Here is a 24,027-nt window from a genome sequence, read left to right as displayed (position 1 = left end):
GCGCCCGCTCAGGGCGCAGGAAAGCCGCGCAGGTATTCCTCGCGGCTGATCTCGCGGCCAAAGCGCAGGGCGTCGTTGAACAGCGGGTTATCCTGCGGCACCGGCTCGGGATGCTCGGGCTCGCCGTAGAAGCGCACGTAGACCGTGCTGGTGCGGTGATCCCAGCGGTAGGTGACGTCTTCGAAGTCGTAGTCGATGTAGATGTCGCGCTGGGCGAAAACCTCGCCCTTTTCAATTCCCATTTCCCGTCCTCACGGCGTCGTAGTAGGCCCGGCTCTTTTCGGCGATGGCCTGGGCCTCGGGTGACTTCGGATCGAGCACCCGCCATTCCTCATAGTACTTGTGCCCCAGGCCGCCGGGCACATCAGTCTTCGCCGCGACCGCGTTGTAGGCGTCGTCGCCCAGCAGCACGCGGGCCATGGGCTCGGACTCCTTGGCGTAGATCATCTCCGGCGAGTTGACCTGGATCTCGCCGGGTATCCCGGCCTTGGTGTTCATCGTCGAGTTCACCCCGCTGTAGCCCAGCGGGTCGCTGGCGCCGTCGATGACCTTGACCTTGGCGCCACGGCTGGCCAGTTCGCCAGCGACCGTGTTGACCTTGTCGCCCTCGACGATGATGGTGTTGCGCGCCAGGTCCTTGATCTTGGTCGGGTCGCCCTTGTAATCGCCGTTGATCTTCTCGATGGCCCGCGCCTGCGACTTGATCGGCGCCTTGGCGACCTTGCCGCCGTACTGCGCCGCCAACTCGTCGGCCACGCCGTCGATCTCGGCCTTGGCCGCCGGCGCCTTGGCGTAGACCTCGTCGAAGCCCTTGGGCACCTGCGTCTTCGGCGGCGGCTCCTCCAGCGCAGCCCGCCGCGCCAGCTTCGGGCTCAGCCCCAGCAGCGCCATGCCGGCCACGCCCTGCAGCAGGTCGCGGTAACCGGGGCCGAGACGGTCGCCGAGTTCGCCCAGCAGGGTCATGCCGCCCATCATCAGGGCGCCGATGCCGACGAACGTGCCCAGTGCTGCCAGGCCCGCCATCGCCGCCAGCACCAGGCCGCCCAGCGCGGCGACGATGCCCAGCGCCTCCAGCCCGGTGTGCAACCATTCCTCGAGGTCGAGGACGAAGGCCACGCGCTCAGTCGGGCCGCCGATGAAGGTGTTCTTGCTGCCGGTCTTGATGTGCGCGCCACAGACCATCTTGCTCTGCAGCCGCGCGGCGGGCTTGCCGTTGATGTACACCGTGGCGCTGCCTTCGGCGATCACCACCGGGAACGGCCACATCGGGTGGTTCAGCGGCAGCCCGGTGCAGCTGGACGACGCATCGTCGCCCGCGCGCATCGCGTTGCGGCTGTTCACGTAGACATTGAAGCTGCCCCGTATGAGCACCCCGGTCGTGGGCTCGGGCAACTCGAAGATGGTGGTCAGGCCCTTGACGATCTGGAACATCGACAGGCCGCCCGCGGCGATCGAACCGGCGATGATCACCGCCGCCAGGCCACCGGTGGCGGCCGTGGCGGCGACTACCGCGGCGCCGATCAGGGCCCCGGCGACCGCGCCCGCGACCATCGCGGCGACGCCGAAACCATGGGCGATCTCATCGCCCAGGCGTGCTGCAGCTTGCGCATCCATGCGGCGTACTCAAACGGTGGTCGGCTGGGGTACCAGGCTCTGCATCGCCTGCTTCCAGGCCGCTTCATGGTGCGGCAGGTCGTAGGGCGTGGTGGTGAGGGTGGTGATCAGCACCGCCGGACGGCGTTCGATGAACACCTGGCGCAGCATCAGGTCACGGCCTTCGCGCTGCCACTGGTAGTCCAGCATCACCGCGGCGTGGCCATGGATGTTGAAGTCCCAGCGCTTGTACAGCTTGAACCCCGGCAACTGCTTTTCGGCATTGGCCAGTTGACCGCTGACGTACTCGGCGAACGAGGCGTCGCCCTGGCTGGCGTCCCGGCTGATGACGAAGCTGGCTTCGCGGGCCGGGCCATTGGCGGGCAGCTTGAAGATGTTGATGCTCTGGTCCTGCCAGGCATCGGGAATATCCAGGTCCGCTTCGTTGAGGCGATAGAGCGACAATGTTTAACCCCTTCCGTAGGATTCTGCTCTCTGAGCTGAACGAAAAATCTTCCAGCAACGCATCCGAACAATCAAGGATTGCATTGTGCCAGCGTCGCGCAGCGCGTCACAGCGATAGCACCTGGCCCGCCCATGACAACGACGGGCACGGGGTGCAAGGGAGCAGCAATCGACAGCCGCCAACCGGTGATTGGCAGCTGTCGAACGCGGTCAGAACAGGTACTTGAACCCGACCATCGCATCGTAGCCGTGGCTGTCGCCGTCGAAGGCTTCGCGGTAGCCGGCGGAGACGGTGAAGGTCACCTTCTCGCTGGCCTGGTGGTCAATGCCCAGGTTGACCTCGCCCCAGGTGCCATCGATGTTCGCCTCGAACGGGATGTAACCCGACTGCGACGAGAACTCGGTCTTCGGCTGCCCCTTGAACTCGTGCCAGACGCTGGGGCGGACCCAGCCCTGGGTGCGCCGGCGGCTCCTGTCGCTGCCTTCGGTTTCCCAGTCCTTGGCGATGCGCACGCCGAGCCGGCCGATCAGCGACTCCACATCGCGGAAGCGCACGTCAGCGCCGATGTCGTCGCTGTCGTCGAGGTCCACGTAGCTGTAGATCACCTGGGCCTGCGGCTCGACCCACAGGTCCTTGTCCGCCTCGTAGGGGTAGCCGCCCTCCAGCGACCCGGTGTAACCCCAGCCCTTGGTCTTGAGCTTGGACAGCTCGTTGGGGCGCGCCTCGATGTCGTACCGGCTGATTTGCAGGACGCCGTCCAGGTACCAGCCCTCCTGGCCGAAGTGCGTCCAGTAGCCGCCCAGGCTGTAGGCCCGCAGCGTGTCATCGCCGGCGTTGCGGCCGGTGTAGTGGCTGACGCCGGCGTCCATGCTGCCGATGCCCAGGGAGAAACCGGCCTGGTCGTGGCTGCCATCGGCCCGCTCCTTGCGGTACAGGTCGGCGCCGACCTGGAAGGCGGTCAGGTCGTAGTTGTACTCCGGGGTGTTGCCGACGCTGTCCTTGCGGTCGCCGTCCTGTTTGCCGCTGCGGTAGATGACGCGCCCCCATCCCAGGGACGGGCCCCAGGTGCTTTCATCCTCGGCGGGTGGCTGTTGCCACGCCGTCGGTCGTTCCTCACCCACGCGCTCGTGGAGGGTATCGACCATGGTGCGGCCATAGACCAGGGCCAGCGCCGGGAGCGCCCCGTACAGCGATACCTCGGGACGGAAGTTCGGTGTACGCGGTTCCGGCGGCGTGGGCGGCCCGGGCGGCGGCGGCTCCGGGGGATTGGGCGGGGTCGGCGGATCGGGCGGAGTCGGTGGCGTGGGCTCGATATCCGAGCGCAGGTACCACGTCTGCGTCCCGCTGCCATCGGGCGCGCCACGGTAGAGCTGGTATTCGTAGGGGCCGGCCACGACCCGCCGGGCCAGGCGGAAGGCGTTGGCGTCACTGGCGGCCACGGCGGTATCGAGCAGGTCCACCACGGCGATACCATTGCCCTCGGTGAGGGCGCCCTGGCCGCCGACATTGTTCACCAGCAGGCCGGTGGCGCCACCGCTGCCCGTGGCGGTGGAGTCCACCACCAGCATGTCCGAGCGGCTGTTGGCGCCCCCTTCGTTGAGCTCGGTGTTGAGCAGCAGGCGCCCGCCATTGGAGACGAACACGCCGCCGCCGTTGCTGCCGGCGACCTGCCCGTTGCTGATGAGCAGCACGTTGCCTACCGCACTGCCGCCACCCGTCAGGTCGATCAGCCCGCTGTGGGTGAAGGTGCCCACGCCCAGCAGTTGGCCTTGCACCGCGCCGCCCTGCACCGGAGCATTGGCGCTCTGCCCCAGCGGCAGGTAGGCGCCCGTCGCATCGAACGTCTGGATGCCGCCGCTCGGCTGGGCCGCCAGGGTGAGGGTGCCGCTGTTGTCGATGCGGTTGCCGCTGGCGGTGCCGAGATTGCTGACGGCCACCGCCCAGCTGTCGCGAACGCCGTCGCCATTGCTGTCGGCGAAATTGCGCACGACCCAATTGCCCTGGTTGGCGATGCTGACCTGGGAGGTTCCCGCAGTGATCGAGCCGACGATCTCGCCGCCGTTGTCGATGGTCACGGTGGCATCCGGGCCACTGGCATCGCCCAGGACGGCGCGGTCGCTCAGTGCGCCGATGGTGCCGGTATTGCTCAACGCCTGGGTCTCGCCAGCCAGGGAGACACCGGTGCTCTGGCCCCAGCCGCCGAGGATGGCCGCGCTGTTGCTGACACTGACGGACCCTCCGACGGTGAGCGCGTCGATGCCCGAGGCGATGCTGCCATGGGTCGTGATGTTGCCGCTGTTCTGCACGGTGATCCTGGCCGCACCGGAAGCCTGCGCCAGTATCCCCTGGCTGTTGGTGTCGCCCTGGGTAGTGATCGCCCCACGGTTGATGATCGTCTGGTCGCCGGTCACCGTGATGGCGTGAATCCCGCGCTGGCGGTTGCCCCTGGCGATCAGCTCGCCGCTGTTGTCGATCGTTGCCTGGCCCGCACCGGTGCCCGACTTGTAGGTGGTTCTGGCGAGAATGGCCGCACCGCTACCGTTCACATCGATGCGCGGGCCCGTGTAGGTGATGCTGGCGTCCTGTCCGCCGGTCTCGGCGCGCAATCCGTAGGCTTCGATCCCCGTCCCTTCCCCGCCAGCGCCTTGGGAATGGGTGGTGATGGTGCCGCTGGAGCTGATCGTCGCCTTGCCCAGCAGCGCGGTTGCGTAGATGCCGTGGGCTTGCGTGCTGAGGGTTTCCAGCTTGGTGCCGGTGTAGTTCACCGTCGCGTCGCCGCCGGAAGAGTCGAGGCGAATGGCGCCCGCTCCCGGCCCGCTGGTGACGATGTCACCGCTGTAGTCCACCGTTCCGTTCTGCGCCGTGGTGATGATGATGCCGTTGGCCCGCGTGGAATCCGGCCCGTTTCTGACGGTGATGTTGCCGCTGCCGGTCAGGCTGAAATTGCCCGTGCCGCGCTTGATGACGTAGATCCCCCGCGCCCCCCCCGGGTCGCTGTCATTGCCGACCACCAGGTCGCCGTCGTTCTGGATGCTGATGTCGCCGGTCGCCCCGACATTGTCGTTGACGTAGATGGCGTGCCCGTTATTCCCGGTGGTCGTGATGTCGCCGCTGTTGACGACGTTGATGCTGCCGGTGGTGGACAGCGCGCGGATGCCGAAACCGTTCAGGCCGTCGGTGGTGATGGTGCCGGTATTGGTGAGGCTGGTCATGCCCGCACCGCCTTCGGTAAAGATGCCAAAAGCGTTCTGCCCGATGCCGCGAATGGTCGCGGCGTTGCTCACTCGGGTATTGCCGTTGACAGCGCGGGTATGCAGGCCGGCATGGTTGCCGGTGCCGGCCTGGGGATCGTTTTCGTCATCGATGTTCGGATCGCCAGCGGACAACGGGTCGTTGTTGTTGACCGTGAGCTTTGCGCCGGCCCCGACGGTGGCATTCACATTGCCGCTGCCCACGGCCTTCAACCAGATGTTGTTGCCGCCGTAGGTGAGGATGGCGCCGGTGCCCTGGCGCTGGAAACTGATGTCCCCGCCCCCGCTGGCCGTGACATCGATGCCGTCGTGCTCGGTGCCCGTCACGCGGTTCTCGATGTCGAGCGTCGCGCCGCTGCTCACCACCAGGGAGGAGGTCCCGGAATTGGTGTTGATGATGGCTACGGCATCCTGGCCCTTGCCGGCCAGTCGGACCACATTGCTCCCACTTTGGAACTCGATCATCGCCTGCCCGAGGCCGGTGTTGCCCAGGATCTGCGCCTGAACGGCACTGGCCGCTGTCGGGGGCGAGCTCAGGACCACGGTGCCGTTGAGCAGGATGGTGGATGCCGCATTGGTCGAACGGCTCAGCAGCGCGTTACCGGCGCTGGTCGTCAGGGTCGTACCCGGTCGCGTCGATATTTCCGCGGAACTCCCGCTCGGCGGCGTGCAGGTCTGCGAGGTCGCGTAGTCGCCGCTCTGCTCCCCGCAGGCTGCGTGGGCCGGCTCGGGTAGCAGGGCCAGGACCAGCGCATTGGCGATGGCCAGGCTCAGGGCGGTTCTGGCGTGGACAGGGCGTGAGGGGCGCGCGGGTGGCGTGCGCATGGCGAACCTCCTTGTTGCGTTTCGTCCGTGGCAATTGCAAACGAACGCCGCAGCCGCACGCCGTACTCCCTGGCTCGCCGTAGACGCCTGCCGATAGGCATTCGTAAGCAGACTGTAGCCCAGCGTTTCAGAAACGCTACACAGTGCCGCGCTGCACGCCTGCCCTACCGCGTCGTCTGCACACCTTGGCGGTCGAGTTCGTAGACCTTCGCCCGCTGCAGGCATTCGCGCAGCCAGCGCTCCGCCTTGCCCGGCCGGCGCTGGCGTTGCCAGAGCAGATCGACGCCCACCAGCCAGTCCGTGTGGGGGTAGGCCTCCAGTTGCAACTCCACCAGTTCGCCCGCGGCGAGTTCACGCTGGATCAGTTGCCGCGGCAGGGTCGCCCAGCCGAGGCCCGCGCGGACCATCTCCACCAGCGCCAGGTAGCTTTCCGCCCGCCACACCTGGGCGGCGCGCAGGTATTCGCTGCTGGGCAATTTCTGCGCATGGGCCACGTAGGCCAGGCGGCGGTAGGCGTGCAGATCGGCGAAGCCGACCTGAGCGCGCCGGGCCAGGGGAAAGGTGGCGTGGCAGACGTGGGCCATGATCAGTTTGCCCAGCTGCTGGAAGGCCAGCGCCTGCGGGTAGTGCGGCTGCGAGAACGCCACGCCGAGATCCGCCTCGCCCTTGAGCACCAACTCGCTGACGTCGCCATTGAGCGGGTGGCGGATCAGCAGGTCGACGAAGGGAAAGGCCGCGTCGAACTCACTCAGCACCGGGATCAGCGAGGCATAGGGCACCTCGATGGCGAGCGTCAACGAGGGCTCAACCTGGTCCGCCAGGCTGTCGGCGCTGCCTTCCAGCGCGTAGCAGCGCTCCAGCACCGCTTCGGCCTGCAACAGCAGCTTGTGCCCGGCGGGCGTCAGCGAGGGGATGCGGCTGGAGCGATCGAACAGCTCGACGCCCAGGTCGGTCTCCAGGTTGCCGATGGCGGCGCTGATGGTCGACTGGGTCTTCCCCAGGCGGCGCGCGGCGGCGGAAAACGAACCGGCGTTGACCGCTGCGACGAAGACCTGCAACTGCTCCAGGGAAAAGCGCATCGGTTCGGCTCCGGCGTGATGATCCATCGATACTAACGATGGTTATTCATTTGTTCCATCGCTTGTAGCGCAGGATCATCCCCCTCGACATCGGCAGCAGCTGCCCTCGACCACTGTGCTGCGTGTCACTCCGGGCGCCCGTAATAACAACAAGAGCCGCACCTTCAGGAGATACATGACATGAGCCACACCCACGTTCACCCGGTGGACGAGTTGTTGTTGCCCCTGCGGCAGCTCTTCACCTTCGGTCTGCAGCACGTCCTGGTGATGTACGCCGGCGCCGTTGCCGTCCCGCTCATCCTGGGCAGCGCCCTGGGCTTGACCCAGGCGCAGGTCGTCACGCTGATCAACGCCAACCTGCTCACCTCCGGGATCGCCACGCTGATCCAGACCCTCGGCTTCTGGCGCTTCGGCGCACGCCTGCCGCTGATCCAGGGCTGCTCCTTCATCGCCCTGGCACCGATGATCATGATCGGCAAGCAGTTCGGCCTGCAGGAAGTGTTCGGCGCGGTGATCGCCGCCGGCGCCATCACCATCGCCCTGGCGCCGTTGTTCAGTCGCCTGCTGCGGTTCTTCCCGCCGGTGGTGATCGGCAGCCTGATCACCATCATCGGCATTTCCCTGATGCCCGCCGCCGCCATCTGGCTGGGCGGCGGCAACCCCGGCGCGGAAGACTTCGGCAAGCCGGCCAACCTGCTGCTGGGCCTTGCGACCGTGGCCATCACGCTGGTGATCTACGCGCGGTTCTCCGGCTTCATCGGCAACCTCAGCGTGCTGCTCGGGCTGATCGCCGGCAGCCTGGTGGCGGCGGCCTTCGGCATGACCCACTTCGGCCAGGTCGGCGCAGCGGCGTGGTTCGAGCTGAGCCCGCCGATGGCCTTCGGCGTACCGCAGTTCTCCGTGACACCGATCCTGATCATGGTGCTGGCGATGCTAGTGATCATGGCGGAAACCACCGGCAACTGCCTGGCCATCGGCAAGCTGGTGGGCAAGCCGACCAGCCAGCGTACCCTGAGCGACGCCTTCCGCGCCGACGGCCTGTCGACGCTGCTGGGCGGCTTCTGCAACAGCTTCCCCTATAACGCCTTCACCCAGAACACCGGGCTGATCGCCCTCTCCAACGTGAAGAGCCGCTTCGTGGTCGCCGCGGCCGGCGCCATCATGGTGCTGATGGGGCTGTTCCCCAAGCTTGGCGCGCTGATCGCGGCGGTGCCCACGCCCGTGCTGGGCGGCTGCGCCATCGTGATGTTCGGCATGACCACGGTCGCCGGCATCCAGGAGCTCTCCCGCGTGCGCTTCGAGGGGACCCGCAACGGCATCGTCGTCGCCGTCTCGATCAGCATCGGCGTGCTGCCGATGTCCTTCCCCGCCCTCTTCGAACACGCCAGCGGCCCGCTCAGACTGGTGCTGGAAAGCGGCATCTTCCTCGGCGCTATCACCGCGATCCTGCTCAACCTGCTGCTCAATGGCGAGCAGCGCGCCACCACCGAACCGGCCAGCCAGGCCGGCACCACCCAGTGACCCATCGCGCGCGCTCCGGCGCGCGCCCTTTCACTGCCCAAGGAATCTCCATGAGCCACTTCAGCAACCTTACGCCGGCCGGCCTGTCCGAACTCGACCTGGACCTGCTGCGCCAGTCGATCCGCCTCTCCGAAGAGTCCCGCGAGCGCGGGCGCCATCCTTTCGCCGCTCTCGTCGCCGATGCCGAGGGCCGCGTGGTCGCCCGCGCCGGCAACAATTCCATGCCGCCCGAAGGCGACCCGACCCAGCACGCGGAACTCGTGGCAGCCGCCCAGGCCGCGCGCCTGCTGAGCCCGAAGGAGCTGGCGAACTGCACGCTGTATACCAGCGCGGAGCCGTGCTGCATGTGCGCCGGGGCGATCTACTGGACGGGCATCGGCCGGGTGGTCTATGCGCTGTCCGAGCACGCGTTGCTCGGCCTGACCGGCGCGCACCCGGAGAACCCCACCTTCTCCCTGCCCTGCCGCGACGTGTTCGCCCGTGGCCAGCGCGCGGTCGTGGTCCACGGCCCCCTGCTGGAGGACGAAGCCGCGACCGCCCACGCGGGGTTCTGGGAATGAACGGCGGCGTGTCCATCCACGTCGTCGACATCGCCACGGGGCGCGTGGCGCAGGGCCTGGAAGTGAGCATCGGGCGTCCGGACGGCGCGCCCGTCCTGCACGGGCGCATCGATGAGCGCGGGCTGCTGCCGGGGCTGGAAACCCTGGGCGAGCAGTTCGGCAGCGGCGTCTACGACGTGCGCCTGCAGGTCGCCGCCTTCTACCGCGCGGCTGGGGCCGCCCTGCCCGCCACGCCGTTCCTCGATGAGCTGATCTACCGCTTCGGCATCGGCGATGCGCGCCAGCATTATCACCTGCCGTTCAAGCTCACCGCCTGGGGCGTGTCCTGCTTCCGTGGCGGTGCCTGAACGGCGAATGCCTGCGCTGTGGCGCTTCGTATCGGGCAAGCGCGGTCGCAGGCGTTTCCGATCTCGGCCGGGCATGCTATTGATGCAGCTCTTCTATCAATAGCGCAGCCCCGCCATGAGCATCAACTTCGACCTCGACGACCTGCAAGCCTTCCGCGCCGTTGTCGAGAAAGGCAGTTTCCGCAAGGCCGCCGAGGCCGTGAAGATCACCCAGCCGGCGCTGAGCCGGCGCATCGAGAAGCTCGAATCGGCCTTGAACGTCAGGCTGTTCGAGCGCACCACGCGAAAGGTGAGCCTCACCCCGGTCGGCCGCGCCTTCCTGCCGGAAGTCGAGCGGGTGCTCGATCACCTGGACAGCGCGCTGATGAACATCGCCGAGGTCGCCTCCAGCCGGACCGAGCGCGTCACCATCGCCTGCGTGCCCTCGGCGGCCTATTACTTCATGCCGCAGGTGGTGAGCGAATTCCATCGGCTCTATCCGCGCATCAAGATCATGGTGCTGGACTCCAGCGCCAATGACGTCAACGCGGCGGTGGCCAGCGGCGAAGCGGACTTCGGCGTCAGTTTCACCGGGCACCTGGGGCCCGAGCTGATCTTCGAGCGGTTGCTGGAGGAGCGCTATGTGATGGCCTGCCGCCGCGACCATCCGCTGGCGGACCTGCCGTCGGTGACCTGGAGCCAGATGTACGAGTACGACTACATCTCGCTGGACAAGTCCTCGGGCAATCGCCTGATCCTCAGCCAGGCCCTGAAGCGCCTGCACCCGCCGCGCCAGAGCATCTGCGAGACGCGGCACGTGACGACGGCGATCGGCCTGGTGGAAGCCGGGGTGGGCGTGGCGGCGGTGCCTTCGATCGCGATGCCGCGCACGAGTCATCCGATCCTGACCGCGGTACCGCTGGAGGAGCCGCAGGTGATGCGGCATGTGGGGTTGATCAAGTGCCGCGGACGCGCGTTGACGCCGGCGGCACTCGAACTGGAGCGGCTTGTCAGGGACATGCCGGTACGGTCAGCGGGGGATTGAGTCCAGCCCGGTCGCCTGGATGACCGGCTGCGCCGCCGGCGACGACAGGTACGCCAGCAGCGCCTTGGCCTGCGCCGGGTGCTTGGCGTTGCGCGGGATGCCGGCGGAATAGCGGGTGACGGACTGCAGGCTTTCCGGGATCTTGCCGACGAAGGTCACGCCGGGCACGGGCAGCAATTCGGCGACCTGCTGGAAGCCGATCTGGTATTGCCCGGACGCCACGACCGACGCCACCGGGATGCGCTCGATCATCTTCGCCTTCGGGGCCACCGCTTGCTCCACGCCCAGTTTGCGGAACAGCTGGTTCTGGATGTACACCCCGCTGGCGCTGTCGGAGTAGGCCAGCGACGTGGCGTCGAGCAGGGTCTTGCGGAACGCCTCTGCGGTCGCGATGTCCGGCTTGGCGGCGCCCTGCTTCACCACCATGCCGATGCGCGAGTCCGCCAGTTCCACCTTGGACGCCGGGTCGACCTTACCCTGGCGGATCAGCTCGTCCAGCGCGTAGCCGACCATGATCACCAGATCGGCGTTCTCGCCTCGCTCCAGCCGCTGGGGAATCGCTTCGCGGGCCTGCCCCATGGACGGGCCGAGCACGGTGTGGATGGTGTCGCCGCTACGCTGGGCGAACGCCGGGTTCAACTGCTTGAACGCCGCGGTGAAGCCGCCGGAGGTCATGACGTCCAGCTCTTCGGCAGAGGCCCCGGCGCTCAGCGCGCAGAGGCCGATGGAGAGTGCGGCAAGGTGTTTCGCCAGTGTTTTCATCGGGGAGTCTCTCAGTCAGTCAGGCCGGCACGGCGGCGCGGGAGGAACTGTCGCGGTAGAGCAGCAGGGTCGAGCAGAGCGCGCACAGCGCGGCGAACGTCATCCAGTAGCCCGGCGCGCCCTTGTCGCCACTCAGGTGGATGAGCCAGGTGCAGATGGCCGGCGTGAATCCGCCGAACACCGCCGTGGCCAGGCTGTAGGCCAGCGAGAAGCCCGCGACGCGCACCTCGACCGGCATGATTTCGGTCAGGGCGGGGATCATGGCGCCGTTATAGAGGCCATAGAGGAAGGACAGCCAGAGCAGCACTTCGAGCATGTGCGCGAAACTGGGCGAAGCGGCCAGGAAGGACAGCGCCGGATACGCCGTGAACACCGCCAGCAGGGTCATGGCGATGAGCATCGGCTTGCGCCCGAAGCGGTCGCTCAGGTGCCCGCCGATGGGCAGCCAGATGAAGTTCGATACGCCCACCAGCAGCGTGACGAGCAAGGCGTCGGTGGTGCTCAGGTTGAGGACGGTCTTGCCGAAGGTCGGGGCGTAGACGGTGATCAGGTAGAACGCGGTGGTGGTCATGGCCACCATCAGCATGCCTGCCACGACGACGCTCCAGTTGCGCCCCAGCGTGGCGAACACCTGCTTCATGGTCGGGCGTTGCGCGCGTTTGGCGAACTCCTCGGTTTCCTCCAGGCTGCGGCGCAGCACGAAGATGAACGGCACGATGATGCAGCCCACCGCGAAGGGAATCCGCCAGCCCCAGTCGGCCACCATGGCCGGCGACAGCTGCTGGTTCAGCACGTAGCCCAAGCCCGCGGCCACCACGATCGCCGCCTGCTGGCTCGCCGATTGCCAGCTGGTGTAGAAGCCCTTGCGCCCCGGGGTGGCCATTTCCGCCAGGTAGACCGAGACGCCGCCCAGTTCGGCACCGGCGGAGAACCCCTGGAGCAGCCGCCCCACCAGCACCAGCAACGGCGCCCAGAGCCCGATGCTGGCGTAACCCGGCACCAGGACGATCAACAGGGTGCCGCTGGCCATGATCGACAGGGTGACGATCAGACCTTTCTTGCGCCCCACGTCGTCGATGTACGCGCCCAGGATCACCGCGCCGAGCGGGCGCATCAGGAAGCCCGCGCCGAACACCGCGAAGGTCATCATGAGCGAGGCGAATTCGCTGGAGGACGGGAAGAAGACGGCGGCTATCTGCGTGGCGTAGAAGCCGAAGAGGAAGAAATCGAACTGTTCGAGGAAGTTACCCGAGGTCACGCGGAAGACGGCGCCCGCCTTTGAGCGTGCGGAGGGCGAGCCCGGGGTGTGGGAGGCATGCATAGGTCATTTCTCCAGCGATCTTATTTAGGCTTGTTGACGCTTGCGAAGGCCGGATTCTGCTCGACACAATTTGAAACGATAAGTGCTATGTTTGCATGCATTGATGCAAAACCCTTATCAATACCCGAAAAGTTCGCTGAACCCGGCCCGAAATTTCCCGCTTCGCCACGCGGGATGCGTGCCCTCCCCGCCCCTTCACCGAATGGCTCGTCGCTCACCGGTGAGCACTCTGGGCTAACGTAACCCCATCGCCACGTGCGCTGCTTCGGCCGCTTTTGCGAGATAATTGCCGCTCCGCTCGCCCCCTCACCGGAGGCTCGCTGGAGGGCGCTCGAGGCCGACGCTGGTTGAATCGCATGACGCGCAAGGCGCTCCGGTTAATGCCCAGCGACCTGGGCATCACCCGGGACAGCCCTCCCCGGACCGCTGTTGATAAGGAAATATCTTGCGATTGCCTGCCCTACGGAAAAGCGGGACCCCTGCGGTCACCGCCGTGAAGCGTGACATCCACCTCGTGTTTCTGCTCCTCCTCATCATCGGTCTGTCGCTGGCATCGCTGACGCTGTGGAAGGTGATGGCCTCTCGAAAGCAGATGCTCGATGACATCAATACCCACAGCCTCAACCTCACCCAGGCACTGTCCACCTATTCCGAAGGGATCGTCCGGCAAAGCTCAATGATCCTGCTCGGCCTGGTGGAACGACTGGAAACCGAGGGCAGCGGTCCGGCGCAGATCGAGCGGCTGCGGCAACTGGTCAGCCGCCAGCAGTCGCTGATGCCGCAGATGAGCGGCGTGACGGTGTACGACAAGGACGGCCGCTGGCTGATGTCGTCGAACCGGCCGATTCCCGCTGGCGCCAACAGCAGCGACCGGGCCTACTTCATCCACCACCGCGACGATCCCTCGCGCGAGCCGTTCATTGGGCTGCCAATCCGCAGCCGCTCGACGCAGGAATGGGTGATCACCGTCAGCCGTCGATTCGACGGCCCGCACGGGGAGTTCGCCGGCGTCGTCGCGGTGACCCTGGGCATCGAGAACTTCCTGCGCCTGTTCGGCCAGCTGGACATTGGCCGCGAAGGCGCCATCGGCCTGTCCTACACCGACGGCGCGCTGCTGGTGCGCTACCCCTTCCGCGAGCAGGACATGGGCCGCAACTTTTCCAAGTCGCCCATCTACGCCAAGTACCTGGTCGACCGGTCTGTCGGCACCGCGTCCTTCACCTCCAGCCTGGACGGCGTGGAGCGTCTCTACGCCTTCCGCAAGAGCGACAAGCTGCCCCTGGTGACGACGGTCGCGCTGGGCAGGAACGAGGCGCTGGCCGCCTGGCGTTTCGAAGCGCTGCTGTCGCTGCTGGTGGTGTCCGGCCTGCTGATGCTCACCGGCTTCGTCGGCTGGATGCTGATTCGCGATATCCGCCGGCGCGTTGCCGTGGAGAGCGAGCTGCGCGTCGCACAGCAACAGCTGCTCGACAGCAACCAGAAGCTCGCGCACCTGGCGCTGAACGACCCGCTGACCGGCCTCGCCAACCGCCGTTGTTTCAACGAGACGCTGGACGTCGAAGTCCGCCGGGCCCAGCGGGAAAAGACCTCGCTGGCCCTGCTGATGATCGATATCGACCACTTCAAGCTGTTCAACGACACCTATGGCCACCCCGCTGGCGACGCCTGCCTGCAGGAGGTCGGCGCGCTGCTGGCGGCCTGCGTGCGCCGCCCGACCGACCTGGTGGCGCGCTACGGCGGCGAGGAAATCGCCGTGGTGCTACCCCTGACCGACAGTGCCGGGGCGGCCGTCGTGGCGCAGATGATGCTCGACCGGCTGAAGGAGAAAGCCATCGACCATCGCGCGAGCCCGTTCGGGCGGGTGACCGTCAGCATTGGCATCGCCTGTGCGGCGGGCGCGGAGCTGGACGGCTGGCAAGTGCTGCTCGACCACGCCGACGGCGCGCTGTATGCCGCCAAGCGGTTGGGCCGCAACCGGCTCCACGGCGGTTGAGCCCGGCTGCCAGCCGCGCCACTGCACGGCAGCGGCCGGTGCGGTCCGGGGCTGCTTTTCGGGCTGCCCTGGGCACGGGGACGGGGGCTTGAAACCGCAACGCGTTTTGGTAAATTTTTCTGCCGTGCGGCGTGGAGAGCAGCCGCCGCACGCCCCAAGGCCGCGTCGACAGATGCGGCCTTTCTTGCTTTTGCGTGCTCAGCTGTCGCTGCGGAGGTCATCATGAATACCCATCCCCTCCCCTCGCTGGTCTGCCGCATCAACCAGAACATCAACGCCACCCGCGCCGCCATCCAGGAACTCGCCGCCTGGGCAGAGGCCAGCGGCGCGCCGGACACCTGCGAAGCCGTGCAGCGCCATCTGCGGGTGCTGGAGGCGAACACCCAACCCATCAGCGAAGCCCTGGCGGAACTGATCGCCCGGCAAGCCGGCGACTAGCGCCGGGCGCTCGGCAGCCGCCGTTGCGCCGACGGGCGCCCCTCAGCGGCGCGGCTGGCCGGGGTGCTCCCGCGCTGGGCGAAGGCGCCACATGCTCGACCACACACCGTCGCGGCGGAGCAGGCCATGCACCAGCGCCGCCGCGGCATGCAGGAGGATCAGCGCGAACAGCGCATAGGCGATCCAGGCGTGCGCGCCACGCAGCAGGCCATAGAGGTCAGGATTGGCGCCGACCAGCGCCGGGACGTGCCATCCGCCCAGCCGCAGCGGATAGTCCGCGGCGCCCTGCATGGCCCAGCCGACCAGGATCTGCCCGAGCAGCAGGCCGTACAGTGCGACATGCACCGCACCCGCCAGGCGGCGCTGCCAGGGCGTCACCGAGGCCGGCAGCGCCGGGCGCGCCGTGACCGCGCGAACCAGCAGGCGCAGCAGCAGAAGCACGAGCAACACCAACCCCAGCGGCTTGTGCCAGGCGACCAGCTGCGGCTGGAGGCCGTCAACGCTGGCGACCATGGTGACGCCGATGAACAGCATGGCGACCACCAGCACCGCCATCAGGCCGTGCAGCAGGCGCAGCAGTGGATGGAACGAATCGACACGCGCGCTCACGGTTGTGCTCCCGGTTGTTGGCTGGAGGGCTGCCCTTCGAGGGTGCGCCGCCGGTAGGACTGCGCATAGGCCGAGGAGCGGGCACGGAGGATGGCGTCGCCGCTGGGCTCGACCCCGTCGGGCAGGGTCAACGGGTCGAAGTTGAAGCCGTAGCAGTCGCCGCCCAGTTGCGCGTGGGCCTGCTCCACCACCAGAGTGCCGGCGTCCAGATGCGGGCGCTCGGCCGGCCAGGCGCGGGTCGGGTCTTCCACCGCATCGCCGGCGCCGGCCAGGGTGAAACGCCAGGTCCAGCGCAGCGGCGCCGCTTGCAGGCGCTGCAGCAGGTCCTGTTGCAGCACATCGTCGGGCACGTTCGCCGAGGCCAGCGGTGTGGCGGGCAGTTGCGGCACCATCGACCAGCGCACAGCCTGGCGCTGGCCCTTGCCGTCAACCAGGACGAAGGCATTGATGCTGTTGTAGGCCGTGCTGGCGAAGCTGTCGCTGGGCCGGTAGGCCGCCGCCCAGGCGCGGAACTCGGCACTTTCCGGGTGGGCGTCGAAGAACGCCTTGGCCCGCGCCGGGTCGCTCTTGCCGGTCGCCGGGTCCGGGCGCATCGCCCCCAACTGCTCGTAGAAGTCCTGCGGGGTGCGCACCGCGAGCACAGGCGGATTGTTCATCGCCATACGCCACTGCTGCCCGTCCGCCTGACGCAGCAGCAGCGCCATGCTGCGCACCGGCACGCTGGTATCGGCGGCGTGGGGGTTGCCGGCGCCCACCGACAACCGCCCGAGCACCGGCACGCGGCCCGCTCCCAGCAGCGCCGCGCGGGAGAGCGGCGCCAGGGTGCCGTTCACCTCCAGGTAGCCACTGAAGCAGATGCCCCGCGGATGCGCACGGCGATAGCCCGGATGTACGCCGGCATTGGCCTCCATGCGTTCGATGAGTTGAGCGCTGGTGAGCGGATGAGCTCCCAGCCAGCCGGCGCTCCAGGCGAACAGGCCGATGGCGCCGCACAGCGCGCCGGCAATGGCGGCGCTGCGGAGCACGCGTTGGGGGCGGGTCAGGGGTGGCGATGGCGGCATGGTCGGTCCTACCGGTGGGTCAGGGGCAGCAATGCGCTCGGGGCGAACTGCACGAATGCGCCATTATCTATACAAATCATTTTCAATGCACACAATTTAGCCTCGACGTTGTACGCAAGCTCGGTGCCGGAATAGACGCAAGTCTCCCCACACGGCACGTTCCCAGCTCACAACTGCCGCGACCGCCCGAGGTCCAGTCCATGGATTGCGTCGGCCACCATTCGTCCAATACCTATACATAAAGTATTTTTTGTACAACTATTAGGTGACGCACCCGGAGTCGAACTCATGCCAACCACCCTGCGCCCGTTCTCTTTGAGCCTTGCCCTGCTCTGCGGCCTGTGGGGCCAGGTTGCCTGCGCGGATTGGCGAAGCGAGGTCCCCGGCGCGGCGCAGGTTGGCCAGGGGCAGTTCACCTGGTTCGGCTTCGTCGTGTACGAGGCGCATCTGTGGAGCGCCACCGCCGCCCCGGACTGGACGCATGCCTTTGCCCTGGAGCTGGTCTATCGACGCGAACTGTCCCGGGACACCCTGGTGCAGGCCAGCCTCGACGAAATGCGCCGCCTGGGCAACGAGGACGACACGCAGCTGGGGCGCTGGGCTGGCGAGATGCGCCAGTCCTTCGTCGATGTGCAGCCGGGGCAGCGCATCACCGGCGTCTATCTGCCCGGCGAAGGCTGCCGCTTCTACGTCGACGGCAAGCTGCATCACGCCGTGGCCGACGCGCGCTTTGCCCGGGCGTTCTTTTCCATCTGGCTGGACCCGCGCACGCGCAGCCCCGACCTGCGCCGCGACCTGCTGGGCCTGAACGGAGATGAGCCATGAAGTTGACCTTGCGCCTGTTCCAACTCGCCCTCTGCCTGTTGCTGGGCAGCTGCGGCAACGTCGGCGTCGAGCACTACGCCCACGAGCGCCCGGCCCTGGACCTGCCGGCCTTCTTCGCCGGCCCGGTGAAAGCCTGGGGCATCTTCCAGAAGTCGTCCGGGGAGGTGGTCAAGCGCTTCGAGGTGGACATCACCAGCCGCCGCGACGGGGAGCGCCTTATCCTCGACGAGCGCTTCCGCTACAGCGACGGCACCCGCCAGCAACGCATCTGGACCCTCACCCCGGACGGCCCCGGCCGCTGGCGCGGGCGCGCCGCCGATGTGGTTGGCGAGGCCGTGGGTGAAATCGCCGGCAATGCCTTGCGCTGGCGCTACGACCTGAACCTGGAGGTGGACGGCAGCACCTGGCAGGTGAGCTTCGACGACTGGATGTACCTCATGGACGACGACACCCTGATCAACCGCTCCAGCATGCGCAAGTTCGGCGTCGAGCTGGGCGAGGTGACCTTGTTCTTCCGCCGCGAGGCCGCCGCCCACCCCGGCAACAGCTGAGGCCGGCGCTCGCCCCTTTCGCCGGCCGCGCCGGCCAGGAGCCATCGATGACAATGCAGGAACTTGCGCAGGCCGTGGCGGCCGGGCGCGTACGGGGTTTCGAGACGATTTCGCTGGAGGGCGGCTTCTATGTCGTGCAGGCGCGCCTGGCGGAGCGCTCGCATCCGCTGCGCGATGCCCACGGGGAGATGTTGCACCTGCGCTCCATCGCCCAGGTGCGCGACGTGCTGCGCGAATGGGCGTCGCTGCCCTGCGAGCTGGTGCAGCACTGCGTGCATGACGAGATCGGCGCGACGCATCCGACGGCCGTGCCGCCGCTGCGCGTCGCGCTGTCGCTGGAACCCCGCGAATGACCGACAGACCACGCCGCCTGGGCCTGCTGCTGGGTGACCAGCTGAGTTTCGAGCTGTCGCTGTTCGACGCGCTGGACCCGGCCCGGGATGCGATCCTGATGGCCGAGGTGAACGAGGAAGCACGCTACGTGCCCCACCACCCGCAGAAGATCGTGCTCATCTTCAGCGCCATGCGCCACTTCGCCCAGGCACTGCGTGAGCGCGGCTGGCAGGTGATCTACGTGACGCTGGAGGATGCCGACAACAGCGGCAGCCTCCCCGGCGAAGTCGAGCGCTGGCATGCCGCGCTGGGCCAACCCGAGGTGCACGTTACCGAGTGCGGCGAGTGGCGGCTCGAACAGGCGCTGCGCGGCGGCGCGGTGCCGCTGGTCTGGCATGACGACCAGCGCTTCCTCTGCAGCCGGGAGGCGTTCGCGCGCTGGGCCGGAGCGCGCTGGCAATTGCGCATGGAGCACTTCTACCGCGAGATGCGTCGGCGCACGGGCTGGCTGATGGAACCCGATGGCCACCCGGTCGGCGGCGCCTGGAACCTCGACGCGGACAACCGCAAGCCCCTGCCGAAGGGGCTGCGCGGCCCCTTCCCGGCGCGCTTCGGGCAGGACCGCATCACCCGCGAGGTCGTGCACCTGGTGGGCGAGCGGTTCAGCGATCACTATGGCCGCCTGGACGGCTTCGATTACCCCGTGACTCACGCCCAGGCGCAGCAGCTCTGGCAGCACTTCCTGGAGTTCTCCCTGGCGGCGTTCGGCGATTACCAGGACGCCATGGCCGAAGGCGAGCCGTTCCTGTTCCACGCGCGCATCAGCGCCGCACTGAACATCGGCCTGCTGGACGTGCGCCAGCTGGGCAACGACGTGGAGCAGGCCTACCGCCAGGGCCGTGTGCCGTTGAACGCCGCCGAAGGCTTCATCCGCCAGTTGATCGGCTGGCGCGAGTACGTGCGCGGCATCTACTGGCTGCGCATGCCCGAGTACGCGCACCTCAACGCGCTGGGCAATCGCCGGCCGCTGCCGGCGTTCTACTGGACCGGGCAGACCGACATGCGCTGCATGGCCCAGGCGATCGGCCAGACCCTGGAGCTTGGCTACGCCCACCACATCCAGCGGCTGATGGTCACGGGCAACTTCGCCCTGCTGGCAGGCATCGTGCCACCGGCCATCTGCGACTGGTACCTGGCCGTGTACCTGGATGCCTTCGACTGGGTCGAACTGCCCAATACGCTGGGCATGGTGATGCATGCCGACGGTGGCTATCTGGGCTCCAAGCCCTACTGCGCGAGCGGTCGCTATATCCAGCGCATGTCCGACCACTGCGGCGCGTGCCGCTACCGGGTCGACCAGGCGACCGGCGAGGACGCCTGCCCGTTCAACGCGCTGTACTGGCATTTCCTCATGCGTCACCGCGAGCGGCTCGGCGCCAATCCGCGGATGGCCATGGCCTATCGCAACCTGCAACGCATGGACGAGGCGCGCAGCCTCGCCCTGTGGGAGCGGGGCGAGGCGTTGCTGGCGCGCCTGGATGCGGGGCTGGCGTTATGAAGAAAGCCCACCTGCCCGAGAAGATCTGCGCGGTCTGCGGTCGCCCGTTCACCTGGCGGCGACGCTGGGCGCGTTGCTGGGAAGAGGTCCGCTATTGTTCGGAACGCTGTCGGCGTTCACCGCCCCAGCGCCAGGCGCAGCATCAGCGGTAGCCAGGCGGCCCACAGCGCGGCCAGCAGCAGCGCCGATACCACCACGCCCAGCGGCAACCCGACGCCCGCCAGCGGCGCGCCGGCGCAGTAGGCCAACGGGCCTCCCACCGCCCCCGCGAGGGCGCCGCCCCAGGCCGGTCGCGCGGCCCAGGCCAGGCTATGGCGCAGTCCGCTGGCAAACACCAGCCAGAGCAAGGCCAGCCAGCTCGGCAGCAGCACGCCGTGGAAGTCGAACAGTCCGAGCCATCCCAGCACCGCGTCCAACCAACAACCGGCGAGGCCGACGCGCAGCAGCGCCCTGCCCTCCTCACCCCGTTGGCGGCACGCGCCCAGGTGCACCAGCAACCCCACCGCCACCACGCCCAGCAACACCGGGCGCTGCGCCCCGAGCACACAACCCCACCAGCCCACTTGCAGCCAGAGTGCATTGGCCAAGAGTGGCAGGCGCCGGTCCATCAGGCTTCCAGCTGATCCACCAGGCTCGCCTGGCGCGCCGCCGGCCCCGCCCACAGCAGGTGTGCCACGCCAATGGCGCGCTCTTCGAAACCGCCCTGGCAATAGCACAGGTAGAACTCCCACAGTCGCTGGAAGCTCTCGTCGTAGCCCAGCTCCAGCAACTCGGTGCGCGATTGCCGCAGGTTGTCGCGCCAATACCTGAGGGTGCGCGCGTAATCCCCGGCGAAATCCTCCAGGTGGACGAGATTGAGCGCCGTGTGCGCCGTGGCGGTCTGCAGCAACGTGGTGATCGAGGGCAGCGCGCCGCCGGGGAAAATGTAGCGCTGGATGAAGTCCACCGACCGCCGCGCCTGCTCGTAGCGCTGGTCGCGGATGGTGATGGCCTGCAGCAGCATCAGCCCGTCGTCCTTGAGCAACGCGGCGCAGCGGCGGAAGTACTCGGGCAGGTAACGGTGCCCGACCGCTTCGATCATCTCGATGGACACCAGCTTGTCGTAGTGCCCGCGCAGTTCACGGTAATCCTCCAGCAGCAGGGTCACCCGGTCCTCCAGGCCCTGCTCGCGGATGCGGTACTGGGCGCAGGCGTACTGCTCCTTCGACAGGGTGGTGGTGGTCACCCGGCAGCCGTAATGCGTGGCGGCGTACAACGCCAGGCTGCCCCAGCCGGTGCCGATCTCCAGCAGGTGATCCTCGGGCTGCAGGTCCAGCTTGCGGCAAATGATCTCCAGCTTGTTCAACTGGGCCTGCTCCAGGCTCTGCGAGGGGCTGGCGAACATCGCCGATGAGTACATCAGCGTGGGGTCGAGCAGCCGTTCGAAGAGGTCGTTGCCCAGGTCATAGTGCGCGCGAATGTTGCGTTGCGAGCCGCTGCGGCTATTGCGGTTGAGCCAGTGCAGCAGGCGCAGCGCGGGTCTTGCCAGCAGGGCCAGCCCCCCTTCCATGGCATCGAGCACCGCCAGGTTGGCAACGAACAGGCGCGTCACCGCTGCCGGATCGGGGCTGCTCCAGTAGCCGTGTATGTAGGCTTCGCCGGCGCCGATCGAGCCGTTGCACGCCACCATGCCCCAGACCGCGTCGTCATGGACCTCGATCACCGCGCGCATTGGGCTGAGCGGGTCGCCGAAGTCCAGCAGGCTTTCGCCACGGCGCACCTGCAGCCAGCCGTGGCGCAACTGGCGCAGGCGGGCGATCACCGCGTGGCGGAACAGGTTGCCGATCCGCGGCGCGGCGCTGCCGGCCTTATCGGCGCTCAGGGTGGGTTCTGACATGGTCGGGCTCCTCGAGGGCGCTATGACCGACCGCCAGGTGCTGCTCGCTGGCCTGGTGGTCGTGAACGGGAATGCGCTTGAACAGCAGGCGCAGCGCCTGCCAGTAGATGGCCGCCACGGTGCGCAGGCTCAGCCAGGGAAACGCCAGCAGATGCCGGCGCAGGGATGCGCGGTCCAGCTCCTCGCGCCGCAGATCGAGGTGGGCGAGGAACACCAGGCGCTCGTCACGCCAGTTCTCCATGTGCACATGCACGCGGGCCGGGTCGATGAGGAACCGCATGCGGTATTCCATCTCCCGTGGCAGGAACGGCGACACGTGGAAGGCCTTGGCGACCGCCAGTTCCTGGGGCGCCCCGGGCTTCACCGGCAGCACGTAATGGAAGCGCTCCCGCCAGGGCGTGTTGCGTACCTCGCAGAGGATGGCGGCCAGCCGGCCGTCGCGGTCGTGGCAGAAATAGAAGCTGACCGGGTTGAACCACAGGCCCCAGCTGCGCAGTTGGGTGAGCAGCAGAATCTGGCCGGCGGGCGCCTCGCCCAGCGCTTCGCGCAGCAGGCAGCGCACCGCGGCGTCCAGCGGCATGCCCCGCTCCGTCCAGGCCGGCAGGTAATCGTTCTGCCGCCAGCTCAGCGGCGCAAAGCGCGAGGACCGCAGGAGCGGCGAAAGGCGCATCAACGCCTGCTGTTCCGCCAGGTCCAGCAGCACCATGCCCACCGGGTAACGGAAGGCGTGCACGCGCGGCAGCAGCCGTCGGTGCATCACCCAACCGCGGCACAGGCTGCTCTTCATAGCCGCTCCCCGAAGTAACCGGCGACTTCCAGCGCGCTGACCACGCCGTCCTCGTGGAAGCCGTTGCCCCAGTAGGCACCGCAGAAGTAACTGTGCTGCCGCCCCTGCAACCGGGCACGCCGGGCCTGGGCCGCAATGCCCGCCAGGCTGAATTGCGGATGGGCGTACTCGAAGCGCGCCAGGACCTTGGCCGGGTCGATCTGCTCGCCCTGGTTGAGGCTGACGCAGAAGGTGACCGGCGCCTGGATGCCCTGCAGCAGGTTCATGTCGTAGGTGAGCGCGGCGGGTGCCTGTCCCGGGCCGCCGAGCCGATAGTTCCAGCTCGCCCAGGCGCGCCGGCGGCTGGGCAGCAGACGAGTGTCGGTGTGCAGCACGGCCTCGTTGGCGGCGTACTGTAGCGCGCCGAGCACGGCGTGTTCATCGGCGCTGGGCGCGTCCAGCAGGGCCAGGGCCTGGTCGCTGTGGCAGGCGAACACCACCTTGTCGAAACGTTCGCTGCCGGCTGCGCTGAACACCGCCACGCCCTGGGCATCGCGGCGCACACGATGCACCGGGCAGTTCAGGCGGATGCGCTCGCGGTAGCGCGCCGTCAGCGGTGCCACGTAGCTGCGCGAGCCGCCCTCCACCACCCGCCACTGCGGCCGCTTGTTCACCGACAGCAGGCCGTGGTTGGCGAAGAAGCGGATGAAGAACTGCACCGGGAAATCCAGCATGCGGGCGCGGGACATCGACCAGATGGCCGACCCCATCGGCACGATGTAATGCTCGATGAAACGCTCGCCATAGCCACCGGCGCGCAGGTAGTCGCCCAGGCTCAGCGCGTGCGGAATGCGCTCCTCGGCGTGGTCGTCGAGGGCTTCGCGATTGAAGCGCAGGATGTCGCGCAGCATGCCCCAGAAGCCGGGCGACAGCAGGTTGCGCCGCTGGGCGAACAGGGTGTTGAGGTCATGGCCGTTGTACTCCAGCCCGCTCGCCGGGTCGTGCACCGAAAAACTCATCTGGGTGGGCCGGGAGGCGACGCCCAGGCGCGTCAGCAACTGGATGAAACGTGGATAGGTCCAGTCGTTGAAGACGATGAACCCGGTATCCACGGCGTAGCGCTGGCCTTGCCAATCGACGTCCACCGTGTGGGTGTGGCCGCCAATCCAGTCGGAGGCCTCGAACACGGTCACTTCGTGCTGGCGGGTCAGCAGGTGCGCGCAGGTAAGGCCGGAGATGCCGCTGCCGATGATCGCGATGCGCATGGC

Annotated in this window: 24 protein-coding genes; 11 read left to right on the top strand and 13 right to left on the bottom strand. The window is 67.7% G+C overall.

Annotation, left to right across the window (positions count from 1 at the left end; all coding sequences use genetic code 11):
* Positions 1-8 precede the first annotated feature (8 nt).
* The 5 genes from N0B71_RS22290 to N0B71_RS22270 all read right to left on the bottom strand — a co-directional run bounded on the left by N0B71_RS22290 (position 9) and on the right by N0B71_RS22270 (position 7,214).
* Positions 9-242 carry a hypothetical protein gene (locus N0B71_RS22290; protein ID WP_259754970.1) on the bottom strand — a complete coding sequence of 78 codons (234 nt, stop codon included), beginning with the start codon at positions 240-242 and terminating at the stop codon, positions 9-11.
* On the bottom strand, positions 232-1,614 hold the full coding sequence (locus tag N0B71_RS22285) for a PAAR domain-containing protein (protein ID WP_259754968.1): 1,383 nt from the start codon (positions 1,612-1,614) through the stop codon (positions 232-234). Before N0B71_RS22285 ends, N0B71_RS22290 begins: the two co-directional genes overlap by 11 nt.
* A gap of 9 nt (positions 1,615-1,623) precedes the next feature.
* The gene (locus tag N0B71_RS22280; protein WP_259754967.1) at positions 1,624-2,058 is read right to left on the bottom strand and encodes a DUF1795 domain-containing protein; all 435 of its coding nucleotides are present in this window, start codon (positions 2,056-2,058) and stop codon (positions 1,624-1,626) included.
* A gap of 210 nt (positions 2,059-2,268) precedes the next feature.
* Positions 2,269-6,135: an autotransporter outer membrane beta-barrel domain-containing protein gene (locus tag N0B71_RS22275; RefSeq protein ID WP_259754966.1), complete on the bottom strand. Its 3,867-nt coding sequence runs from the start codon at positions 6,133-6,135 to the stop codon at positions 2,269-2,271.
* A 164-nt stretch (positions 6,136-6,299) separates the two neighbouring features.
* Entirely contained in the window at positions 6,300-7,214 is a 915-nt protein-coding gene (locus N0B71_RS22270; protein WP_259754965.1) for a LysR family transcriptional regulator, read from the bottom strand.
* Positions 7,215-7,394: 180 nt separating this feature from the next.
* Between N0B71_RS22270 and N0B71_RS22265 the strand changes: the two genes are divergently transcribed.
* The 4 genes from N0B71_RS22265 (at position 7,395) to N0B71_RS22250 (ending at position 10,666) form a co-directional block, all read left to right on the top strand.
* Positions 7,395-8,735: a nucleobase:cation symporter-2 family protein gene (locus tag N0B71_RS22265; RefSeq protein WP_259754964.1), complete on the top strand. Its 1,341-nt coding sequence runs from the start codon at positions 7,395-7,397 to the stop codon at positions 8,733-8,735.
* Between the two features lie 50 nt (positions 8,736-8,785).
* Positions 8,786-9,295 carry a nucleoside deaminase gene (locus tag N0B71_RS22260; RefSeq protein ID WP_259754963.1) on the top strand — a complete coding sequence of 170 codons (510 nt, stop codon included), beginning with the start codon at positions 8,786-8,788 and terminating at the stop codon, positions 9,293-9,295.
* A gap of 8 nt (positions 9,296-9,303) precedes the next feature.
* The gene (locus tag N0B71_RS22255) at positions 9,304-9,642 is read left to right on the top strand and encodes a hydroxyisourate hydrolase (protein ID WP_259754962.1); all 339 of its coding nucleotides are present in this window, start codon (positions 9,304-9,306) and stop codon (positions 9,640-9,642) included.
* 115 nt (positions 9,643-9,757) lie between these two features.
* The gene (locus N0B71_RS22250; RefSeq protein ID WP_259754961.1) at positions 9,758-10,666 is read left to right on the top strand and encodes a LysR family transcriptional regulator; all 909 of its coding nucleotides are present in this window, start codon (positions 9,758-9,760) and stop codon (positions 10,664-10,666) included.
* On the opposite strand, the gene N0B71_RS22245 is transcribed toward N0B71_RS22250, so the two are convergent.
* Together N0B71_RS22245 and N0B71_RS22240 are read right to left on the bottom strand one after the other, a co-directional pair.
* Positions 10,652-11,428, bottom strand: coding sequence for a substrate-binding domain-containing protein (locus tag N0B71_RS22245; RefSeq protein WP_259754960.1), 777 nt, complete (start codon positions 11,426-11,428; stop codon positions 10,652-10,654). The genes N0B71_RS22250 and N0B71_RS22245 overlap by 15 nt on opposite strands.
* 19 nt (positions 11,429-11,447) lie before the next feature.
* A complete protein-coding gene (locus N0B71_RS22240) occupies positions 11,448-12,749 on the bottom strand; it encodes an MFS transporter (RefSeq protein ID WP_259754958.1) in 1,302 nt (433 codons plus the stop codon).
* 493 nt (positions 12,750-13,242) lie between these two features.
* On the opposite strand from N0B71_RS22240, the gene N0B71_RS22235 reads away from it, so the two are divergent.
* Both N0B71_RS22235 and N0B71_RS22230 read left to right on the top strand, forming a co-directional pair.
* The gene (locus N0B71_RS22235) at positions 13,243-14,742 is read left to right on the top strand and encodes a sensor domain-containing diguanylate cyclase (RefSeq protein WP_259754956.1); all 1,500 of its coding nucleotides are present in this window, start codon (positions 13,243-13,245) and stop codon (positions 14,740-14,742) included.
* Between the two features lie 222 nt (positions 14,743-14,964).
* Complete coding sequence (locus N0B71_RS22230) at positions 14,965-15,180, top strand: hypothetical protein (RefSeq protein WP_259754954.1); 216 nt, start codon at positions 14,965-14,967, stop codon at positions 15,178-15,180.
* Between the two features lie 42 nt (positions 15,181-15,222).
* Here the strand turns inward: N0B71_RS22230 and N0B71_RS22225 are convergent, their stop codons facing one another.
* On the bottom strand, positions 15,223-15,735 hold the full coding sequence (locus N0B71_RS22225) for a cytochrome b (RefSeq protein WP_259759653.1): 513 nt from the start codon (positions 15,733-15,735) through the stop codon (positions 15,223-15,225).
* 50 nt (positions 15,736-15,785) lie between these two features.
* Positions 15,786-16,850, bottom strand: coding sequence for a catalase family peroxidase (locus N0B71_RS22220; RefSeq protein ID WP_259754952.1), 1,065 nt, complete (start codon positions 16,848-16,850; stop codon positions 15,786-15,788).
* 288 nt (positions 16,851-17,138) lie between these two features.
* On the opposite strand from N0B71_RS22220, the gene N0B71_RS22215 reads away from it, so the two are divergent.
* Genes N0B71_RS22215 through N0B71_RS22195 form a run of 5 tightly spaced genes read left to right on the top strand, consistent with a single transcriptional unit; the run spans position 17,139 to position 20,269 of the window.
* Positions 17,139-17,675, top strand: coding sequence for a chalcone isomerase family protein (locus N0B71_RS22215; RefSeq protein ID WP_259754951.1), 537 nt, complete (start codon positions 17,139-17,141; stop codon positions 17,673-17,675).
* Positions 17,672-18,226, top strand: coding sequence for a DUF3833 domain-containing protein (locus tag N0B71_RS22210; protein WP_259754949.1), 555 nt, complete (start codon positions 17,672-17,674; stop codon positions 18,224-18,226). Before N0B71_RS22215 ends, N0B71_RS22210 begins: the two co-directional genes overlap by 4 nt.
* A 47-nt stretch (positions 18,227-18,273) precedes the next feature.
* On the top strand, positions 18,274-18,579 hold the full coding sequence (locus tag N0B71_RS22205) for a DUF6482 family protein (protein WP_259754948.1): 306 nt from the start codon (positions 18,274-18,276) through the stop codon (positions 18,577-18,579).
* A complete protein-coding gene (locus N0B71_RS22200; RefSeq protein WP_259754947.1) occupies positions 18,576-20,117 on the top strand; it encodes a cryptochrome/photolyase family protein in 1,542 nt (513 codons plus the stop codon). Before N0B71_RS22205 ends, N0B71_RS22200 begins: the two co-directional genes overlap by 4 nt.
* On the top strand, positions 20,114-20,269 hold the full coding sequence (locus tag N0B71_RS22195) for a DUF2256 domain-containing protein (RefSeq protein ID WP_259754945.1): 156 nt from the start codon (positions 20,114-20,116) through the stop codon (positions 20,267-20,269). The genes N0B71_RS22200 and N0B71_RS22195 overlap by 4 nt, the downstream gene beginning before the upstream one ends.
* Here the strand turns inward: N0B71_RS22195 and N0B71_RS22190 are convergent.
* From N0B71_RS22190 to N0B71_RS22175, 4 genes are read right to left on the bottom strand one after another with little or no spacing between them, the layout of a single operon-like run.
* Positions 20,234-20,725 carry a DUF2878 domain-containing protein gene (locus N0B71_RS22190; protein WP_259754944.1) on the bottom strand — a complete coding sequence of 164 codons (492 nt, stop codon included), beginning with the start codon at positions 20,723-20,725 and terminating at the stop codon, positions 20,234-20,236. The genes N0B71_RS22195 and N0B71_RS22190 overlap by 36 nt on opposite strands.
* A complete protein-coding gene (locus N0B71_RS22185) occupies positions 20,725-21,993 on the bottom strand; it encodes an SAM-dependent methyltransferase (protein ID WP_259754943.1) in 1,269 nt (422 codons plus the stop codon). The genes N0B71_RS22190 and N0B71_RS22185 overlap by 1 nt, the downstream gene beginning before the upstream one ends.
* On the bottom strand, positions 21,965-22,780 hold the full coding sequence (locus N0B71_RS22180; RefSeq protein WP_259754942.1) for a DUF1365 domain-containing protein: 816 nt from the start codon (positions 22,778-22,780) through the stop codon (positions 21,965-21,967). Before N0B71_RS22180 ends, N0B71_RS22185 begins: the two co-directional genes overlap by 29 nt.
* Complete coding sequence (locus N0B71_RS22175) at positions 22,777-24,024, bottom strand: NAD(P)/FAD-dependent oxidoreductase (RefSeq protein WP_259754941.1); 1,248 nt, start codon at positions 24,022-24,024, stop codon at positions 22,777-22,779. Before N0B71_RS22175 ends, N0B71_RS22180 begins: the two co-directional genes overlap by 4 nt.
* Between the last annotated feature and the right edge of the window lie 3 nt (positions 24,025-24,027).

Origin of the sequence: Pseudomonas sp. GCEP-101 (assembly GCF_025133575.1) — a bacterium.
GTDB lineage: Bacteria > Pseudomonadota > Gammaproteobacteria > Pseudomonadales > Pseudomonadaceae > Pseudomonas > Pseudomonas nitroreducens_B.
The sequence above is the reverse complement of the archived record's forward strand: the minus strand, read 5'-3'. Positions and strand labels throughout refer to the sequence as shown.

Bases quoted from the DNA above. Each gene is read 5' to 3' on its own strand.
- N0B71_RS22210 (WP_259754949.1), top strand. From the start codon at position 17,672: ATGAAGTTGACCTTGCGCCTGTTCCAACTCGCCCTCTGCCTGTTGCTG.
- N0B71_RS22240 (WP_259754958.1), bottom strand. From the start codon at position 12,749: ATGCATGCCTCCCACACCCCGGGCTCGCCCTCCGCACGCTCAAAGGCG.
- N0B71_RS22200 (WP_259754947.1), top strand. From the start codon at position 18,576: ATGACCGACAGACCACGCCGCCTGGGCCTGCTGCTGGGTGACCAGCTG.
- N0B71_RS22290 (WP_259754970.1), bottom strand. From the start codon at position 242: ATGGGAATTGAAAAGGGCGAGGTTTTCGCCCAGCGCGACATCTACATC.
- N0B71_RS22250 (WP_259754961.1), top strand. From the start codon at position 9,758: ATGAGCATCAACTTCGACCTCGACGACCTGCAAGCCTTCCGCGCCGTT.
- N0B71_RS22215 (WP_259754951.1), top strand. From the start codon at position 17,139: ATGCCAACCACCCTGCGCCCGTTCTCTTTGAGCCTTGCCCTGCTCTGC.
- N0B71_RS22245 (WP_259754960.1), bottom strand. From the start codon at position 11,428: ATGAAAACACTGGCGAAACACCTTGCCGCACTCTCCATCGGCCTCTGC.
- N0B71_RS22230 (WP_259754954.1), top strand. From the start codon at position 14,965: ATGAATACCCATCCCCTCCCCTCGCTGGTCTGCCGCATCAACCAGAAC.
- N0B71_RS22195 (WP_259754945.1), top strand. From the start codon at position 20,114: ATGAAGAAAGCCCACCTGCCCGAGAAGATCTGCGCGGTCTGCGGTCGC.
- N0B71_RS22275 (WP_259754966.1), bottom strand. From the start codon at position 6,135: ATGCGCACGCCACCCGCGCGCCCCTCACGCCCTGTCCACGCCAGAACC.
- N0B71_RS22220 (WP_259754952.1), bottom strand. From the start codon at position 16,850: ATGCCGCCATCGCCACCCCTGACCCGCCCCCAACGCGTGCTCCGCAGC.
- N0B71_RS22185 (WP_259754943.1), bottom strand. From the start codon at position 21,993: ATGTCAGAACCCACCCTGAGCGCCGATAAGGCCGGCAGCGCCGCGCCG.
- N0B71_RS22180 (WP_259754942.1), bottom strand. From the start codon at position 22,780: ATGAAGAGCAGCCTGTGCCGCGGTTGGGTGATGCACCGACGGCTGCTG.
- N0B71_RS22190 (WP_259754944.1), bottom strand. From the start codon at position 20,725: ATGGACCGGCGCCTGCCACTCTTGGCCAATGCACTCTGGCTGCAAGTG.
- N0B71_RS22265 (WP_259754964.1), top strand. From the start codon at position 7,395: ATGAGCCACACCCACGTTCACCCGGTGGACGAGTTGTTGTTGCCCCTG.
- N0B71_RS22270 (WP_259754965.1), bottom strand. From the start codon at position 7,214: ATGCGCTTTTCCCTGGAGCAGTTGCAGGTCTTCGTCGCAGCGGTCAAC.
- N0B71_RS22285 (WP_259754968.1), bottom strand. From the start codon at position 1,614: ATGGATGCGCAAGCTGCAGCACGCCTGGGCGATGAGATCGCCCATGGT.
- N0B71_RS22205 (WP_259754948.1), top strand. From the start codon at position 18,274: ATGACAATGCAGGAACTTGCGCAGGCCGTGGCGGCCGGGCGCGTACGG.
- N0B71_RS22175 (WP_259754941.1), bottom strand. From the start codon at position 24,024: ATGCGCATCGCGATCATCGGCAGCGGCATCTCCGGCCTTACCTGCGCG.
- N0B71_RS22260 (WP_259754963.1), top strand. From the start codon at position 8,786: ATGAGCCACTTCAGCAACCTTACGCCGGCCGGCCTGTCCGAACTCGAC.
- N0B71_RS22225 (WP_259759653.1), bottom strand. From the start codon at position 15,735: ATGGCGGTGCTGGTGGTCGCCATGCTGTTCATCGGCGTCACCATGGTC.